The sequence below is a fragment of the Pseudonocardia sp. UM4_GMWB1 genome, assembly GCF_017312155.1.
Taxonomy (GTDB): Bacteria; Actinomycetota; Actinomycetes; order Mycobacteriales; family Pseudonocardiaceae; genus Pseudonocardia; species Pseudonocardia alni.
Window position 1 is genome coordinate 2,469,130 of record NZ_QJPN01000001.1, and the last position, 15,281, is coordinate 2,484,410.

Sequence of the window (15,281 nt, forward strand, 5' to 3'; positions counted from 1 at the left end):
CCCAGGAGCTGACCACGAGCGACGGAGGCACGGTGAGCGGACGTCTGCACCTGGCGGTCGAACTCGGAGCGGCGGGGCGCCACCCCGGCGCGTGGCGGCTCGGCGGCGCCGACCCGGCCCGGCTGTTCACCGCCCCGTACCACCTGGACCTGGTCCGCACCGCGGCGCGCGGCGGCCTCGACCTCGTCGCGCTGCCCGACTCGCTGCAGCCGCCCGGTGCCGACCCGGCCGCACTGCCCGGCACCCTCGACGCCGTCGCCGTCGCCGCGCGGGTCGCGCCCGCCGTCCCCGGTATCGGGGTCGTGCCGACGGTGACGGTCACCCACACCGAGCCGTTCCACCTGTCCAAGGCCGTCGCCACCCTGGACTTCGTGTCCACCGGGCGGGCCGGCTGGCAGCCCGACGTGTCGCGCACGCAGGCCGAGGCCGACCTGTTCGGCCGGGCGCGCGCCGATCGCGACGCGGCCTCGCTCTGGCGGGAGGCCGGCGAGGCGATCGAGGTCGCCGCCCGGCTGTGGGACTCCTGGGAGGACGACGCCGAGATCCGCGACTCCGCCACCGGCCGCTTCGTCGACCGCGACCGGCTCCACCACATCGACTTCACCGGCGAGTTCTTCTCCGTGACCGGACCGTCGATCACCCCGCGCCCGCCGCAGGGGCAGCCCCTGACCGTGCTGCGCGGCGACGAGATCGAGGCGCTGGCGACCGTCGGCCGCTACGCCGACGTCGTCCGGGTGGCGGCCGACACGGTCGCCGGTGCCGCCGAGGCCCGGGACCGGGTGCGTGCCGCCGTCGCCGACGCCGGGCGCGACCCCGAACAGGTCACCGTGCTGCTCGACGTCGAGACCCTGCTGGGCGACGACGCCGCCGCGCGGCTGCGCGAGCTCGACGCACTCGCCCCCGCCGACGCCGACACCGTCCCGGCGACGCTGCGCCACGTCGGCGACCCGGCCGCACTCGCCGGCCTGCTGCGCGACGCCGCCGAGGAGCGCGCCGCCGACGGGTTCGTCCTGGCCCCGCTGGCGCTGCCGTCCGGGGTGGACGAGATCGTCGACGGCCTGCTGCCCGCACTCGGCGACGCCTGGACGCCCGCCCCCTACGGCGGCACCCTGCGCGACCGCTTCGGGCTCGCCCGCCCCGCGGACCGGTACACCCGGACGGCGGGCTGACCGGCACACTCGCCGGGTGCGCGTCCTCACCGCCGACGACCGGCTGCGGGCCCTGCTCGCCCGCCAGCTCCTCACCGGGCGAGCCGCCCTGACGGTGCCGCGCGCCCTGGAGCGCATCGGCGGGCTGCAGACCCAGCACGCCCCGTCGGGCTACCTCGGGCTCTGGTCGCGGCTCATCGGCTTCGAGCGGTCCACGCTGACCGCGATGCTGCACGACGGACGCGTCGTACAGGCCTGGGCGATGCGCTCGACCATCCACATGCTCAGCCGCCGCGACCACCGGGTGTTCACCGCCGCCGTCCGGGCCGAGCAGCGCGCGGAGTGGCTGCGGCTGCTCCGCGACGTCACCGACGCCGACATGACCGCCGCCGCACGCGTCGTCGGCGGGCTGCTGGCCGACGGGCCGCGCCGGCACGCCGAGATCACCGCCGCACTCGCCGACGCGGGCCTGCCCGCGGGCGTCTTCCCCGGCGTGCAGCACTGGGTCGGGCTCGTGCGGATCCCGCCCGCCGGCACCTGGGCGACCCCGCGCGCCCACGTCTACGGTCTCGCCGCGCCCGGCGCGGAGCCCGACCCCGCCGCGGCACGGGCCGCGCTGGCCCGCCGCTACCTGCGGGCCTTCGGGCCCGCGTCCGCGCCGGACGTCGCGCGGTTCGCCGGCTGGCCGGTCCGCGTCGCCCGCGCAGCCCTGGCGGGGGAGGACCTGCGCCCGTTCGCCGCCCAGGACGGCACCGCGCTGCTCGACGTGCCGCGCGCACCGCTGCCCGGGCCCGGCGCCCCGCTGCCGGTGCGCTTCCTCGGCCCCTACGACGCGGTGCTGCTGCTCGGGCACGCCGCGGCCACCGGGATCGTGCCCGCCGAGCACCGCCACCACGTGTTCGCCACGACCCGGCCCCGCTCGGCGCCGGTGTTCCTGCTGCACGGCCGGGTCGCCGGCACCTGGGAGCACCGCGACGGCCGTGTCGCCACCACCCCGTTCACCCCGCTCGACGCCGCCGACCGGCGCGCCGTCGACGACGAGGCCGAGCTGCTCACCGCCTGGTACCGGGACCCGGGGCCGGGAGCGCCCCCGGCGTGACGCACGATGGGATCATGACCGGCACGACGCAGCCGAAGCCGACCAGGCCCGGACCGGGCACCCGGGAGCGGCTGCGGCGCGCGCCGGTCGAGTCCGGCCTCGGGATGGCCCCCGACCCGTCGTCGACGCCGGAGCGCGTGGTGGTGCGCGCCCCGCTGCACGACGGCGTCCGCACCGCCGACGGCCGGGTCCTCCCGGTGCTCCCGGCGCTGCTGGCCGACGCGGGTCTCGGCTATCTCGTCTTCTCCACGGCGCGGCTCACCGCGGGCGCGCCCACCGTCGACCTGCGCCTGGACGTGGCCGGGGTCCCCGCACCGGACGCGCGGTGGCTGCGCGCCGAGCTGTCGCTGCTGCACCTCGACGACGAGGTCGGCGTCGGCCGGGCCGAGATGCGTGACGACACCGGGGTCGCCGTCGCGCACGTCGTCGCCACGTTCGCGCTGACCGGTGCTCCCGCGGGCCCCGGCGGGCTCGCGACCGCGCCCGCGACGGGGACCACCGCCGCCGGCACCGACGCCCGGGCCGCGCTGCCGCCGTTCGACGCCACCCGCCTGCGGCCGGAGCACCTCGAGCGCGACGCCGACGGCGACGTCGTGTTCACCCCCGGCCCGTCGACGACGAACCTCAACGGCACCACCCACGGTGCGGTCCTGTCCGGGCTCGCCGCCGCGGCCCAGGCCGCGTACCCCGGCGCCGCGGACGCCCGGCCGCTGTCGACGACCGTGGAGTTCCTGCGCCCGGTGCAGATCACCGACTGGTTGCGGGCCCGCACCGTCGCGATCCGCGACGGTCGCCGCTTCCGCACCCTGGGCACGGAGCTGGTGCTGCCCGACGGGCGGACCGCGGTGCGCGCCGTCGGCACCGCGCTGCGCCGATGATCGCCCGGACGGGTCGTCGCTGTTAGCGTCGTCACCGTCCCCGGCTCGGAGGTGCGCACGTGTCGACCCCGCAGGTCCCCGCCCCACGACCCCACCGGATCGCCGTCATCGGGTCCGGACCGTCCGGCCTGTACACGGCCGAGGCGCTGCTGGCGGGTGACCCGTCGGTGCACGTCGATGTGATCGACCGGCTGCCCGCGCCCTACGGTCTGGTCCGGTACGGCGTCGCCCCCGACCACGTGAAGATGAAGTCGGTCATCCGCGCGCTGGTGCGGACCTTCGACGACAGCGACCGCGTCCGGTTCCTCGGCAACGTCCACGTCGGCCCCGGCGGTATCCCGGGGGAGGCGCTGCGGGAGCACTACCACGCCGTCGTGCACGCCACCGGCAGCGCGGTCGACCGCGACCTCGGCGTCCCGGGGGAGGACCTCGCGGGCTCGGTCGGGTCCGGTGCGTTCGTGTCCTGGTACTGCGGGCACCCCGACGCGGTCGGTCCCGGCCCGCTGCTCGACCGCCCCGGCGTGGTCGTGGTCGGCGCGGGGAACGTCGCCGTCGACGTCGCGCGGGTCCTGGCCCGCCCCGCCGACGACCTCGCCGCCACCGACGCGCACGACGCGGTGCTCGACGCGCTGCGGGCGAGCGCGGTCACCGACGTGCACGTACTGGTCCGGCGCGACTTGCTGCACGTGAAGTTCACCCCCGCCGAGCTGCGCGGTCTCGGCGGCCTCGACGACGTCGACGTCGTGGTGCACGACGACGGCCTGCTCGCCGCAGACGTCGCCGAGCCGGAGGAGCGCCGGATGCGCCAGAACATCGAGATGCTCACCGCATGGGCCCGCCGGTCCTCCACCGGCGCGCCCCGGCGGATCCACCTGCGGTTCCTGCGGTCCCCGGTCCGGCTCGTCGACGACGGGACCGGCCGGGTCGGCGCCGTCGAGATCGAACGCAACGCCCTCGGCGACGACGGCCGGGTGCGCGGCACGGGGGAGCGGGAGACCCTGGAGGCGGGCCTGGTCGTGCGGGCCATCGGCTACGCGGGCGAGCCCATCGAGGGGCTGCCGTTCGACGCGGCCACCGGCACCGTCCCGCACGAGGCCGGACGGGTGCTGCTCGGCGGGGAGCCGGTGCGCGGCAGCTACGTGGCCGGGTGGATCAAACGGGGCCCGACCGGGGTGATCGGCACCAACAAGGGCGACGGCGCGCAGACCGCGGAGTCGGTGCTCGCCGACCTGCCTGCCCTGTCGACGCCGCCGCGGCCGGGCGGCGTCGCCGTCGTCGAGCGGATGCGCTCCTACGGCGTCGACCCCGTGCTGTGGGAGGACTGGCTGCGTCTCGACGCCGCCGAGCTCGCCCTGGGGGAGCGGCGCGGCGGCACCGACCGGGTCAAGATCGCCGACCGGGCGGAGATGCTCGACGCCGCCCGCAGCCGCAGCTCACGGTCGTAGCGGTCGGTTCCCGCGCGGCCGCCGTACGGCTCAGTACGGGTCGACCGCCATGACGCAGGACATCGCGCCCATGCCGCGGGAGAAGTCCTCGGCCTCGTCGGGGGTCATGGACATGGTGCAGGTGACCGAGCTGTAGGCGACACCCTCACGGACGTCGACGCAGAACTCGCGCAGCGTGCGGCCACAGCCCTGCAGCGCCGAGGCGATCTGCATGACCCCGGCCATCCCGTCGCCGGTGACGACGGTGTGCCGGCGGGGCATCCGGGACGCGATGTCGGCGGCGCCACCGGACCCGGTGGGGAAGGAGAAGGTGGTGGTGGGACGGTCGGCGGTGATGCTCATGATCGTGTGGCTCCATGCGTTGCGCGAGAGAGAAGCGGGAACGCGAGCCAGGTCTCGTAAAACCTCACCGCGGTGTGCGGGAGGGAAGCGCCGGGATTGCGGCGCGGGCGCGTCGGCGGCCTGGATCAGCCGACGCGCAGTGCTACTACCGCGAGAAGTCGTGCGGGCAGCGCTGCGGCCGGAGCAAGGGTGTGCTCGACGGTGCGCATGACGATCACAGTAGCAACCGGATGCGGCCTGCGCCACAGGGGATGCCCCCACTAGCCTCATCGGTGTCCGCCACGCCCTGACCCGAGGGGAAGCCCCACCGTGATCACCGCGATCGTCCTGGTGCACACCGCCGCCGACCGGATCCCCGAGACCGCGCAGGCCATCGCGGACCTCGACGGCGTGTCGGAGGTCTACTCCTGCGCCGGTGACGTGGACCTGATTGCGATCGTCAAGGTGCGCGAGCACGAGCAGCTCGCCGACGTGATCGCCAGCCGGCTCAGCCGGATCGACGGCGTCGTCGGGACCGACACGCACATCGCGTTCCGGTCCTACTCCAAGGCCGACACCGACGCCGCGTTCGCCATCGGGCTCGACTGAGCCGGCCCCCGCGGGTCAGGCCGACGCGAGCTCGGTCGAGAGCGCGGCCCAGCGGGCCAGCAGGTCCGCGGCCGCACCGGAGTCCACCGCCTCGGCGACGGCGTCGAGTGCCGCCCCGACCGACGCGGTGAGGTCGGCACCGACCCCGCGGTGCGCGGCGAGCGCCCCGGCGGCGTTGAGCAGCACGGCGTCGCGCACCGGCCCGGTCTTGCCGGCCACCAGGTCGCGGACGACGGCGGCGTTGACCTGCCGGGTGCCGCCGCGCAGGTCCTCGGCGGTGGCCACGCCGACCCCGAGGTCGGCCGGGTCGAGCCGTTCCTCGCGCACGGTGCCGCCGTCACTGATCCAGACGGTGCTGCGCCCGGTGGTGGTCAGCTCGTCGAGCCCGTCGTCGCCGCGCACCACCAGTACCGACTTGCCGCGCCGGGCGAAGACCTCGGCCATCGTCGCGGCGTGCCGGGGGTCGGCGCAGCCGATCAGGCCGGTCTCCGGCTGGGCCGGGTTGGACAGCGGCCCGAGCAGGTTCATCGCGGTCGGGACGCCGAGCTCGCGACGGACCGCGCCGGCGTAGCGCATGGCGGGGTGGAAGGACTGCGCGAAGCAGAACGCGATCCCCAGCTCCGCGGCGCACCGCTCGACCGCGGACGGGGTCAGCTCGATCGCGACGCCCAGCTCCTCCAGCACGTCGGCCGTCCCGCACTGCGACGACGCCGCGCGCCCGCCGTGCTTGACCACCGGCGCACCCGCCGCCGCGACGACGATCGCCGCCATCGTGGAGATGTTCACCGTGTGCGCCTGGTCCCCGCCGGTGCCGACGACGTCGACCGAGCGCCCGGGCACGTGCACCCGCAGCGCGTGGGCCAGCATCGCGTCGGCCATGCCGGAGATCTCCGCAGGCGTCTCACCCTTCGCGCGCAGCGCCACGAGGAATCCGGCGAGCTGCGCCGGGGTCGCCTCGCCGGCGAAGACCTGACCCATCGCCCAGGTCGCCTCGTCGGCGGTCACGTCCTCGCCGCGCATCAGGCGGCCGATCACGGAGGGCCAGGTGGGTGCGCTCACGACGTGAGGTGTCCTCTGTCTCGCTACTGCTGCTGGGTCAGGGTGCCGGGCCGGTGGTCGCGCAGGACCTGCGCCACGACCTCGGCCGCCTCGATCGGGTCGAGCGGGTGCACGAGCACGGCGTCCGCCTCCGACCAGGTGGCGAGCCAGCGGTCGTCCCGGCGGCGGACGGTCAGCACGATCGGGGGGCAGTCGACGATCTCGTGACGCAGCTGCTTGGCCACGCCCATCCCGCCGGTCGGCTGAGCCTCGCCGTCGAGGACCAGCAGGTCGGCCTCACCGGCGTCGCAGGCCGCGAGGACCTCGGCGATGCCGGCCGCCTCCACCCAGCGCACCCGGCCCACGTCCGGCGCGGGCCGCCGCCCGACCGCCTCGATGATGCTCTCGCGGACCTCGGGACGGTGGCTGTAGACCAGCACCGTGCTGGTCCCCGTCACCGATCCGGCCGCGCTGCCGATCTCTGCCGCTCGTCCGCTCACGCCGGCGATACTAGGGGAACCCTCCGTCGGCCCCGAACGTTGTCGAGTCGGCGGTCCGGGACGGGGCCGTCCGGCGCCCGCCCGGTCGCCCCGACCAGGCGAAGAGTTCGGTGATCATGGGGCCCGTTCGCCGATCGTGATGTGGCGAGGGGTATCCCGACAAGCCGTAGAAGTTCGGCTCGGGTCATAATGCCCGACGTGACGACAGCGGCACCCAACATCAGCGCGCGGATCCATTCGCTGAACCGCCCCAACCTGGTCAGCATCGGCACCATCGTCTGGCTCTCCAGCGAGCTGATGTTCTTCGCCGGGCTGTTCGCGATGTACTTCACCGCGCGGGCGCAGAACGACGGCCCCTGGCCGCCGCCGCCCACCGAGCTCGACGTCCCCTACGCGCTCGCGATCACGATCGTGCTCGTGGCGTCCTCGTTCACCTGCCAGTTCGGCGTGTTCGCCGCCGAGCGTGGTGACGTGTTCGGCCTGCGTCGCTGGTACGCCCTGACGCTGGCGATGGGGACGTTCTTCGTGCTCGGCCAGGCCTTCGAGTACTACACCCTGGTCACCTCGCACGAGACGACGATCGCGTCGAGCGCCTACGGGTCGGTCTTCTACCTGGCGACCGGCTTCCACGGGCTGCACGTGGTCGGCGGCCTGGTCGCGTTCGTGTACCTGATCATCCGCACGAAGCTCAGCAAGTTCACGCCCGCCCAGGCCACCGCGGCGATCGTGGTGTCGTACTACTGGCACTTCGTCGACGTGGTGTGGATCGGGCTGTTCGCCACGATCTACTTCATCCGCTGACCGATCGCGCCGCCCGTTCCCTGACAGCACCCGCCACGACGTCGAGGTTGGAAGACCCCCAGCGATGACCGAGAACCAGAACCCACCACCGGCCGACCGGCCGGACGAGAAGGCCGGGGGCCGCACCCGTCCGCACGGCAAGATGAAGCGCCGCATCGCCGGCGCCCTCGCCATCGGGCTGGGACTGCTGTCCGTCGGTTTCCTCTACGCCGCCTTCGCGCCGCAGCCGCAGGTCGCCCAGGCGCAGCAGGACACCGCGCTGATCGCCAAGGGCGAGCAGCTCTACAACAACACCTGCATCACCTGCCACGGTGCGAACCTGCAGGGCGTCGAGAACCGCGGCCCGAGCCTCATCGGCGTCGGTGACGCGGCGGTCTACTTCCAGGTGTCCTCGGGTCGTATGCCGATGGCGCGCCAGGAGGCCCAGGCGGCCCGCAAGCACCCGCTGCCGATCTTCGACCCGGAGACCCAGGAGGGCCGGGCGAACCTCGAGGCGCTGGGCGCGTTCGTGCAGGCCAACGGCGGCGGGCCGGTCACCCCGGCCGCGACCGGCGAGGCCCTGCGCGGCGACGACCCGGGCCGCGGCGGTGTGCTGTACCGCCTGAACTGCGCCTCGTGCCACAACTTCACCGGTGTCGGCGGCGCGCTGTCGTCCGGCAAGTACGCTCCCGCGCTCGAGCCGGCCAGCGAGGAGCAGATCTACACCGCGATGCAGACCGGTCCGCAGAACATGCCGCGCTTCTCCGACCAGCAGCTCACGCCGCAGGAGAAGCAGGACATCATCGCGTACATCAAGTCGGTGAACCACGCCAACGACCCGGGCGGCTACTCGCTGCTGGGTCTCGGTCCGACGGCCGAGGGTGTCTTCATCTTCGCCGTCGTGATGTCCGGTCTGGTCGGGTTCGCCATCTGGTTGGGGGCGAAGAGTTGAGCAGCGAAGTCAGCACCGGGTCGGACCGTCGTCCGACCAAGGAGGAGCTCGACGCGATGTCGCCCGAACAGCTGGCCCGTCTGGCCGGTGAGCTCGACGAGGTCGAGGTCGTGCACAACACGCCGGCGTTCCCGATCCCGGGGACCCGCGCGGAGAAGCGCGCCGAGCGTTCGGTCGCGCTGTGGTTCGTCATCTCGGCGATCTCCATGATCGCCTTCGTGGTCGCGTTCATCGCGTGGCCGTGGGAGTACGTCAACGTCGGCGAGCCCGGCCACGCGCTCTACAACCTCTACACCCCGGTCATCGGCTTCACCTTCGGGTTCTCGGTGCTCTCCATCGGCATCGCGGTCATCCAGATGGTGAAGAAGCTGTTCCCGGACGAGACCTCGGTCCAGCAGCGCCACGACGGCCCGTCCACCGACGTCGACCGCGCCACCTTCCTGGCCCAGGTCGCCGACGCCGGCAAGGGCACCACGATCGGCCGTCGCAAGCTGATCATCCGCAGCGCGGGCCTGGCCGCGGCCGTCGCCGGTATCGGCACCGGTGTCGTCGCGCTCGGCGGCATCATCCGGAACCCGTGGGCCGAGGGCGACGACGCCCCGCTGTGGCACACGGGCTGGCGTCCGGAGAACGGCGAGACGGTGTACCTGCGCACCGACACGGGTATTCTCTCCGAGATCGCCCGAGTGCGACCCGAGGACATGGAGCCGGGTTCGATGATGACCGTCTTCCCGTACCGCGAGAGCGAGCGGGGCAACGAGGAGGAGCTGCTGCACGCGCAGCGCGCCTCGGACGCGCCGGTCATGCTCATCCGTCTCCGCCCCGGGACCGAGGTCACGAAGCGCCCCGGGCAGGAGAACTTCAACTATGGTGACTTCTACGCCTGGTCGAAGGTCTGCACCCACCTCGGGTGCCCGACCTCCCTCTACCAGGCGCAGGACAACCGCATTCTCTGCCCGTGCCACCAGTCGCAGTTCCTGGCCACGCAGGACGCCGAGCCCGTCTTCGGGCCCGCCGCCCGGCCGTTGCCACAGCTGCCGATCACGGTGAACGAGGAGGGCTTCTTCGTCGCCCGCAGCGACTTCGTGGAGCCCGTCGGACCCGCGTTCTGGGAGAGGCCGAAGACGACATGAGTTCGATCACGACACCCACCACCTCCTCAGGTGGCCTCGCGGCCAAGGGCGGCGCGGCACTCGACCAGGCGGACCAGCGCTACCACGCGGCCGCCGGACTGCGGAAGCAGTTCAACAAGGTCTTCCCGACCCACTGGTCGTTCATGCTGGGCGAGATCGCCCTGTACAGCTTCATCATCGTGCTGCTGTCGGGCACCTACCTGGCGCTGTTCTTCGACCCCTCCATGCAGGAGGTCGTCTACAACGGGCCGTACGACCCGCTGCGCGGCGTCCACATGTCGCGGGCCTACGAGTCCGCGCTGGAGATCTCGCTCGAGGTCCGCGGCGGCCTGTTCATGCGTCAGCTGCACCACTGGGCGGCGCTGCTCTTCGTCGCGGCGATGATCATCCACATGTTCCGGGTGTTCTTCACCGGCGCGTTCCGCAAGCCGCGTGAGGCCAACTGGACCATCGGCGTCGTGCTGATCCTGCTGGGCACCTTCGCCGGCTTCACCGGCTACTCCCTGCCGGACGACCTGCTCTCGGGCGTCGGGCTGCGGATCGCCTCGGGCATCACGCTGACCGTGCCGATCATGGGCACCTGGGTGCACTGGGCGCTGTTCGGCGGCGAGTTCCCCGGGACCGAGATCATCCCGCGGCTCTACATCATCCACGTGCTGATCCTGCCCGGCATCATCCTCGCGCTGATCGCCGTGCACCTCGGCCTGGTGTGGTACCAGAAGCACACCCAGTTCCCCGGCCCCGGCCGGACCGAGAACAACGTCGTCGGCGTGCGGATCATGCCGCAGTTCGCGGCGAAGGGCGGCGCGTTCTTCTTCGTTGTCGCCGGTGTGCTGGCCCTGATCTCCGGGCTGTTCCAGATGAACCCGATCTGGCACCTCGGCCCGTACGACGCCTCGCACATCTCCGCCGGTTCGCAGCCGGACTTCTACATGCTGTGGTCCGAGGGCATGGGCCGGATCTTCCCGCCGTGGGAGTTCTACCTGTTCGGGACGTACACGATCCCGGCGGCGTTCATCCCCACCGCGGGCTTCCTGCCGGTGCTGTTCGTGCTCGCCGGGGCCTACCCGGCCATCGAACGGCGCTTCACCGGGGACGACGCGCTGCACAACCTGCTGCAGCGCCCGCGCGACGTCCCGGTCCGGACCGCGCTCGGCGCCATGGCGATCTCGTTCTACCTGTGGCTCGTGATGTGCGGGTTCAACGACTGGATCTCGTACTTCTTCCACATCTCGCTGAACGCGACCACGTGGGCCGGCCGCATCGGTCTGCTCGTCGTGCCGCCGATCGTGTACTGGGTGGCCTACCGCTGGTGCCTCGGTCTGCAGCGGTCGGACCGCGCGGTGCTGGAGCACGGCATCGAGACGGGCATCATCAAGCGGCTGCCGCACGGTGAGTTCATCGAGGTGCACCAGCCGCTGGGTGGCGTCGACTCGCACGGCCACGCCATCCCGCTGGAGTACCAGGGCGCCTCGGTGCCCAAGCGGATGAACCAGCTCGGGTCGGCGGGCGAGCCGGTCTCCGGTTCGCTGCTCACGCCGGACCCGGTCGAGGAGTCCCGTGCGCTGGCCGTGGCCCGCCACGAGGCCCACGAGCGGGAGCTCGAGGAGTCCCGCCGGCGTCACGAGGCGCGCGCGGAGCTCGAGTCCCGCAGCAGTGAGCTCGCGGGCCGCCCCGACGACGGTGGTCGTCCGCAGCAGCCGCGCGACTGAGCACGGCCCGGGCCCGGCCCGGAAGCACTCCACGGCGGCCCCGCCGGAGACACGGTCTCCGGCGGGGCCGCCGTCGTGTGCCGGTGCGCCGTCGTGCGTCCGGCGGGGGCCGCCGTCGTGTGCGGGCTGCGCGTGGTCGGACGCCGCGTCCCGTGTGTCCGGCCACGGGGTCGTCGGCCGGGGCGCCGTCGTGGAGGACCGTGGCCCGCCGGGCTCAGATCCCGGCGGGTTCGTCGGGGGAGCGGTCACCGGTGCGGTGCGACGCCTCCCGGGCCCGGTCGGCCCACTCCCGCCAGGCACCCCCGCCCCACGCCGGCTCCGCCCACGGCGGGTCGCAGTACACCAGCCGGGTCCCGCCGGTGGTGAGCCAGCGGTGCAGGACCCGGACCTCCTCCGACGGGGCCCCGCGCAGCGGCCCGTCGCCGGGCAGGACCGTCTGCGCGCCGGTCCGCAGCGCCTCGACGACCGGCATCGGCCGCACCCCGCGCGGGGCGTTGCCCGCCGCGGCGAGCCGTCCGTGGCGAACGACGGCGAGCTCCCAGCCGCCCCGGCCGTCGGGCCGGGCGCCGACCAGCTCGTCGATGCCCGCGAGCGCGGCCAGGGTGCCGCCCCGGTCGACCCCGGCGGCCAGCGTGGCCAGCCGGTCCCGCGCCCGCGCGGCCGCCTCGTAGCGCCCGCCGGCCGACCGGTCGTCGACCTCGGCGGACAGCACCCGCAGCGGGCCGTCGTCCCGCCCCGCGACGAGGTCGCCCCAGGCGTGCACGGCGGGCGCGTAGTCCTCGGCGGGCTGCAGACCGGCGCACGGGGCGGCACAGCGGCCCAGCTCGTGCAGCGCGCACGGCGTCGCCGACGGGTTCCGGGCCGGGATGCGGATCGTGCACCGGCGCAGCGGCAGTGCGTCGAGTGCCGCGTCGAGCACGTCGGTCGCGGCCCGCTGCGACCCGAACGGGCCCAGGGCACCCGCCCGCGGGGTGGCGACGACCGACAGCCGCGGGAACGCCTCCGCCGTCGGCGCCACCCAGTAGGCCCGGCCGGGGTTGCGGGAGCGCCGGTTGTACGGCGGGCGGTGCGCGGCGATGAGCGCCAGCTCGCGCACCGAGGCCTCCAGGGCGTGCGCGCAGACCACCGTGTCGACCTTCTCGGCGCGGACGAGCATGTCGCGGACCCGGCGGCGCTTCTCCCCGGCCGTGAAGTACGACCGCACCCGCCGGTGCAGGTCGCCGCTGGTGCCGACGTAGAGCACCTGGCCGTCGCCGCCGCGGAACAGGTACACACCGGGCTCGGAGGGCACGTCGTTCGCCAGGTGCCTGCGACGGCGCTGGGTGGTGGTGGGCCGGTGCGGGGCCCGGTCACGGACGAGCTGCAGCAGCTCCTCCAGGCTCTGCACACCCAGGTTCCCGATCCGCTCCAGCAGGTGGTGCAGCACCTCGACGGTCGCCCGGGCGTCGGTCAGTGCCCGGTGGTCCGGGGTGGTGGCGCAGCCGAAGTGCCGGGCCAGCGTGCCCAGCTTCACGCTGGGGCACTCGGTGTGCGGGAGCACGGCCCGGGCGAGCCGGGCGGTGCACAGGACCGGCGGGCCGGGCCAGGGGCGTTCGAGGCGCTCGCAGGCGGCCTTGAGGAAACCCGTGTCGAACGGGGCGTTGTGGGCCACCAGCACCGAGCCGCGGAGCATGTCGAGCACCGAGGGCAGGACCGCACCCAGCGGTGGCGCGTCGTGCAGCATCGCGTTCGTGATGCCGGTCAGCCGGGTGATGTCGGCCGGGACCCGCACGCCCGGGTCGACGAGGGTGCCGAGCTCGGAGATCCGGCTGCCGCCGCGCACCGCGACGGCGCCGACCTCGGTGATGGCGTCGGTCCGGTGGCTGCCGCCGGTGGTCTCCAGGTCCACCACGCAGAAGGTGACGTCACGCAGTGGCGTGCCCAGCTCGTCGAAGGTGAGCTGCGGGGAGCAGGAGGTCACGCCCTGCACCGTAGCCGTGGGGTCCGACAGTATGTTCGAACACCCGGCCCCGGCCCGGGGAGCGGGGCGCGGACCCCGAACCGGGGACGTCCCGGCCGCGGACGGCCACGCCGACGGCGATCCGGGCCGGGCGGGGATAACCTGGACCGATGGCGCACGACGACACGGAGCGACCGGAGCCCACGTGCTCCGGGGTCCCGTCGTGCGCCGCCGACCCGGCCGCGAGCGACTGGCCGGAGCTGCCCGCCCCGCTGCGGGCCCGGCTCGCCGAGATCGCGGGTACCGCGCTGGGCGGGCTGCCGCCCGGGGACGTCCCCACCCCGCTACGCCGCTTCGCCCGGTTCACCCCCGCCAAGCGGGCCCGGCTCGGCGGGCAGGTACTGGTGTCCCGGCTGCAGCAGGACGCGGCGTTCCGGGCGGCCGTGGTGGCCTGGTGGGCCGAGAACCGGCCCGGTGAGCTGGAGCTGCCCGAACCCTCCACGACACGACCCGCCGGCGACCCGCCCGTGCCCCCGGGCGGACCCGGGGCACCCACCGGGGACACCGGAGCCGCGGAGGCAGCCGGCCCGTCCGGCCGTCCCGCGGCGCAGCACGCAGCCGCAGCACCGGTGGACGGGGCGACCCCCGCTGCGGAGGCCGCGTCCGTCGCGGATCCGCTGCCCGCACCCGTCGACAAGCTCGACGCGGCCGCGGTCGCGCTGCTCACCGCCGATCCGCTCGCGCACCGGCGGGTCGCCGAGGTGGGGCAGACCGCGGACCTGGCGAACCTGCGCGCCGAGCGCGACGAGGCCCTGGCCAAGGCCGACAAGCTCACCGCCGAGCTCGAACGGGCCCGGGCCGAGCTGGTCGAGGAACGGGAACGCGCACGGGCGCTCGTCGGGGAGCGGGAGACCGAGTACCAGCAGATGCGCCGCCGGGTCAGCGACCAGGGCGCGCGGCTGCGTGCCGCACTCGACGCCCGCACCGAGCTGGAGGAGGAGGTCGCGCGGCTGCGCGGCGGCGTCGACGACGAGCTCGCCCGCTCCCGCGCCGAGACCGCCGCCGAGCGCGAGCGCGCCGACCGGGAACGCCGCCGGGCCGACACGGCGGCCGGTCAGGTCGCCGCCGCCCGCCAGGCCGCCCGCGAGGCCCGTCGCGGCGACGAGGTGCGCCTGGAGCTGCTGCTCGACACCGTCAGCGGCGCGATCTCGGGTCTGCGCCGCGAGCTCGACGTCGGCGCGGGCGGACCGCGGCCGGCGGACCTCGTCGCGGGAACGGGCGACCGCGGGACCGGCGCGCGCGTCGCGGCCCCCGTCGACGGGCTGGCCGCGCTGGACGCCCTGCTGACCGTGCCGTCGGTGCACCTCATCGTCGACGGCTACAACGTCAGCAAGACCGGCTACCCGGACCTGCCGCTGGCCGACCAGCGCTCCCGGCTGGTGGCCCAGCTCGGCGCACTGGGTGCCCGCACGGGGGCCGAGATCACCGTGGTGTTCGACGGGGCCGCCGTGATCGCCGCGCCGGTGCGCGGCAGCCGCGGGGTGCGGGTGCTGTTCAGCGACGCCGGGGTGATCGCCGACGACGTCGTCCGCGACCTCGTCGCCGCCGAGCCGGCGGGCCGGCCGCTGCTGGTCGCGACGTCGGACCAGGAGATCGTGCGCTCGGTGCGCCGCCGGGGCGCGCACACCGTGGCGTCCGCGGTGCTGCTGCGCCGCCTCGGCGGCTGA

General features: G+C 74.5%; 14 protein-coding genes. 10 read left to right on the forward strand and 4 right to left on the reverse strand.

The annotated features are described in order from the left end of the window. Positions 1-32: 32 nt before the first annotated feature. From DMP15_RS12015 to DMP15_RS12030, 4 genes are read left to right on the forward strand one after another with little or no spacing between them, the layout of a single operon-like run. On the forward strand, positions 33-1,169 hold the full coding sequence (locus DMP15_RS12015) for an LLM class flavin-dependent oxidoreductase (RefSeq protein WP_337825901.1): 1,137 nt from the start codon (positions 33-35) through the stop codon (positions 1,167-1,169). 16 nt (positions 1,170-1,185) lie between these two features. Beyond that, positions 1,186-2,247, forward strand: coding sequence for a winged helix DNA-binding domain-containing protein (locus DMP15_RS12020; RefSeq protein ID WP_337825902.1), 1,062 nt, complete (start codon positions 1,186-1,188; stop codon positions 2,245-2,247). Positions 2,248-2,261: 14 nt separating this feature from the next. Continuing rightward, positions 2,262-3,125 (forward strand): acyl-CoA thioesterase domain-containing protein, encoded by an 864-nt coding sequence (locus tag DMP15_RS12025; protein ID WP_073574282.1) that lies wholly within the window; start codon positions 2,262-2,264, stop codon positions 3,123-3,125. Between the two features lie 59 nt (positions 3,126-3,184). Then, positions 3,185-4,570 carry an FAD-dependent oxidoreductase gene (locus DMP15_RS12030; RefSeq protein WP_073574281.1) on the forward strand — a complete coding sequence of 462 codons (1,386 nt, stop codon included), beginning with the start codon at positions 3,185-3,187 and terminating at the stop codon, positions 4,568-4,570. Positions 4,571-4,600: 30 nt separating this feature from the next. Here the strand turns inward: DMP15_RS12030 and DMP15_RS12035 are convergent, their stop codons facing one another. Beyond that, positions 4,601-4,912, reverse strand: a complete 312-nt coding sequence (locus tag DMP15_RS12035; RefSeq protein WP_073574280.1) for a hypothetical protein — start codon at positions 4,910-4,912, stop codon at positions 4,601-4,603. A 309-nt stretch (positions 4,913-5,221) separates the two neighbouring features. Between DMP15_RS12035 and DMP15_RS12040 the strand changes: the two genes are divergently transcribed. Then, positions 5,222-5,500, forward strand: a complete 279-nt coding sequence (locus DMP15_RS12040; protein WP_060711495.1) for an Lrp/AsnC family transcriptional regulator — start codon at positions 5,222-5,224, stop codon at positions 5,498-5,500. Positions 5,501-5,515: 15 nt separating this feature from the next. Here the strand turns inward: DMP15_RS12040 and trpD are convergent, their stop codons facing one another. Both trpD and DMP15_RS12050 read right to left on the reverse strand, forming a co-directional pair. Then, a complete protein-coding gene (gene trpD, locus DMP15_RS12045) occupies positions 5,516-6,559 on the reverse strand; it encodes an anthranilate phosphoribosyltransferase (protein WP_139282697.1) in 1,044 nt (347 codons plus the stop codon). 23 nt (positions 6,560-6,582) lie between these two features. After that, positions 6,583-6,978, reverse strand: a complete 396-nt coding sequence (locus DMP15_RS12050) for a response regulator (RefSeq protein WP_020625131.1) — start codon at positions 6,976-6,978, stop codon at positions 6,583-6,585. Positions 6,979-7,227: 249 nt separating this feature from the next. On the opposite strand from DMP15_RS12050, the gene ctaE reads away from it, so the two are divergent. From ctaE to qcrB, 4 genes are all read left to right on the forward strand, one after another. Further along, positions 7,228-7,839: an aa3-type cytochrome oxidase subunit III gene (ctaE, locus tag DMP15_RS12055; RefSeq protein WP_062396094.1), complete on the forward strand. Its 612-nt coding sequence runs from the start codon at positions 7,228-7,230 to the stop codon at positions 7,837-7,839. Between the two features lie 64 nt (positions 7,840-7,903). Further along, complete coding sequence (gene qcrC / locus DMP15_RS12060; protein ID WP_073574278.1) at positions 7,904-8,770, forward strand: cytochrome bc1 complex diheme cytochrome c subunit; 867 nt, start codon at positions 7,904-7,906, stop codon at positions 8,768-8,770. Beyond that, the gene (gene qcrA, locus DMP15_RS12065; protein WP_237453677.1) at positions 8,767-9,903 is read left to right on the forward strand and encodes a cytochrome bc1 complex Rieske iron-sulfur subunit; all 1,137 of its coding nucleotides are present in this window, start codon (positions 8,767-8,769) and stop codon (positions 9,901-9,903) included. The genes qcrC and qcrA overlap by 4 nt, the downstream gene beginning before the upstream one ends. Further along, positions 9,900-11,615, forward strand: coding sequence for a cytochrome bc1 complex cytochrome b subunit (qcrB, locus tag DMP15_RS12070; protein ID WP_073574276.1), 1,716 nt, complete (start codon positions 9,900-9,902; stop codon positions 11,613-11,615). The genes qcrA and qcrB overlap by 4 nt, the downstream gene beginning before the upstream one ends. A gap of 214 nt (positions 11,616-11,829) precedes the next feature. Here the strand turns inward: qcrB and DMP15_RS12075 are convergent, their stop codons facing one another. Continuing rightward, positions 11,830-13,575 carry a DEDD exonuclease domain-containing protein gene (locus tag DMP15_RS12075; RefSeq protein ID WP_337825903.1) on the reverse strand — a complete coding sequence of 582 codons (1,746 nt, stop codon included), beginning with the start codon at positions 13,573-13,575 and terminating at the stop codon, positions 11,830-11,832. A gap of 149 nt (positions 13,576-13,724) precedes the next feature. On the opposite strand from DMP15_RS12075, the gene DMP15_RS12080 reads away from it, so the two are divergent. Continuing rightward, entirely contained in the window at positions 13,725-15,281 is a 1,557-nt protein-coding gene (locus DMP15_RS12080; protein WP_073574274.1) for an NYN domain-containing protein, read from the forward strand.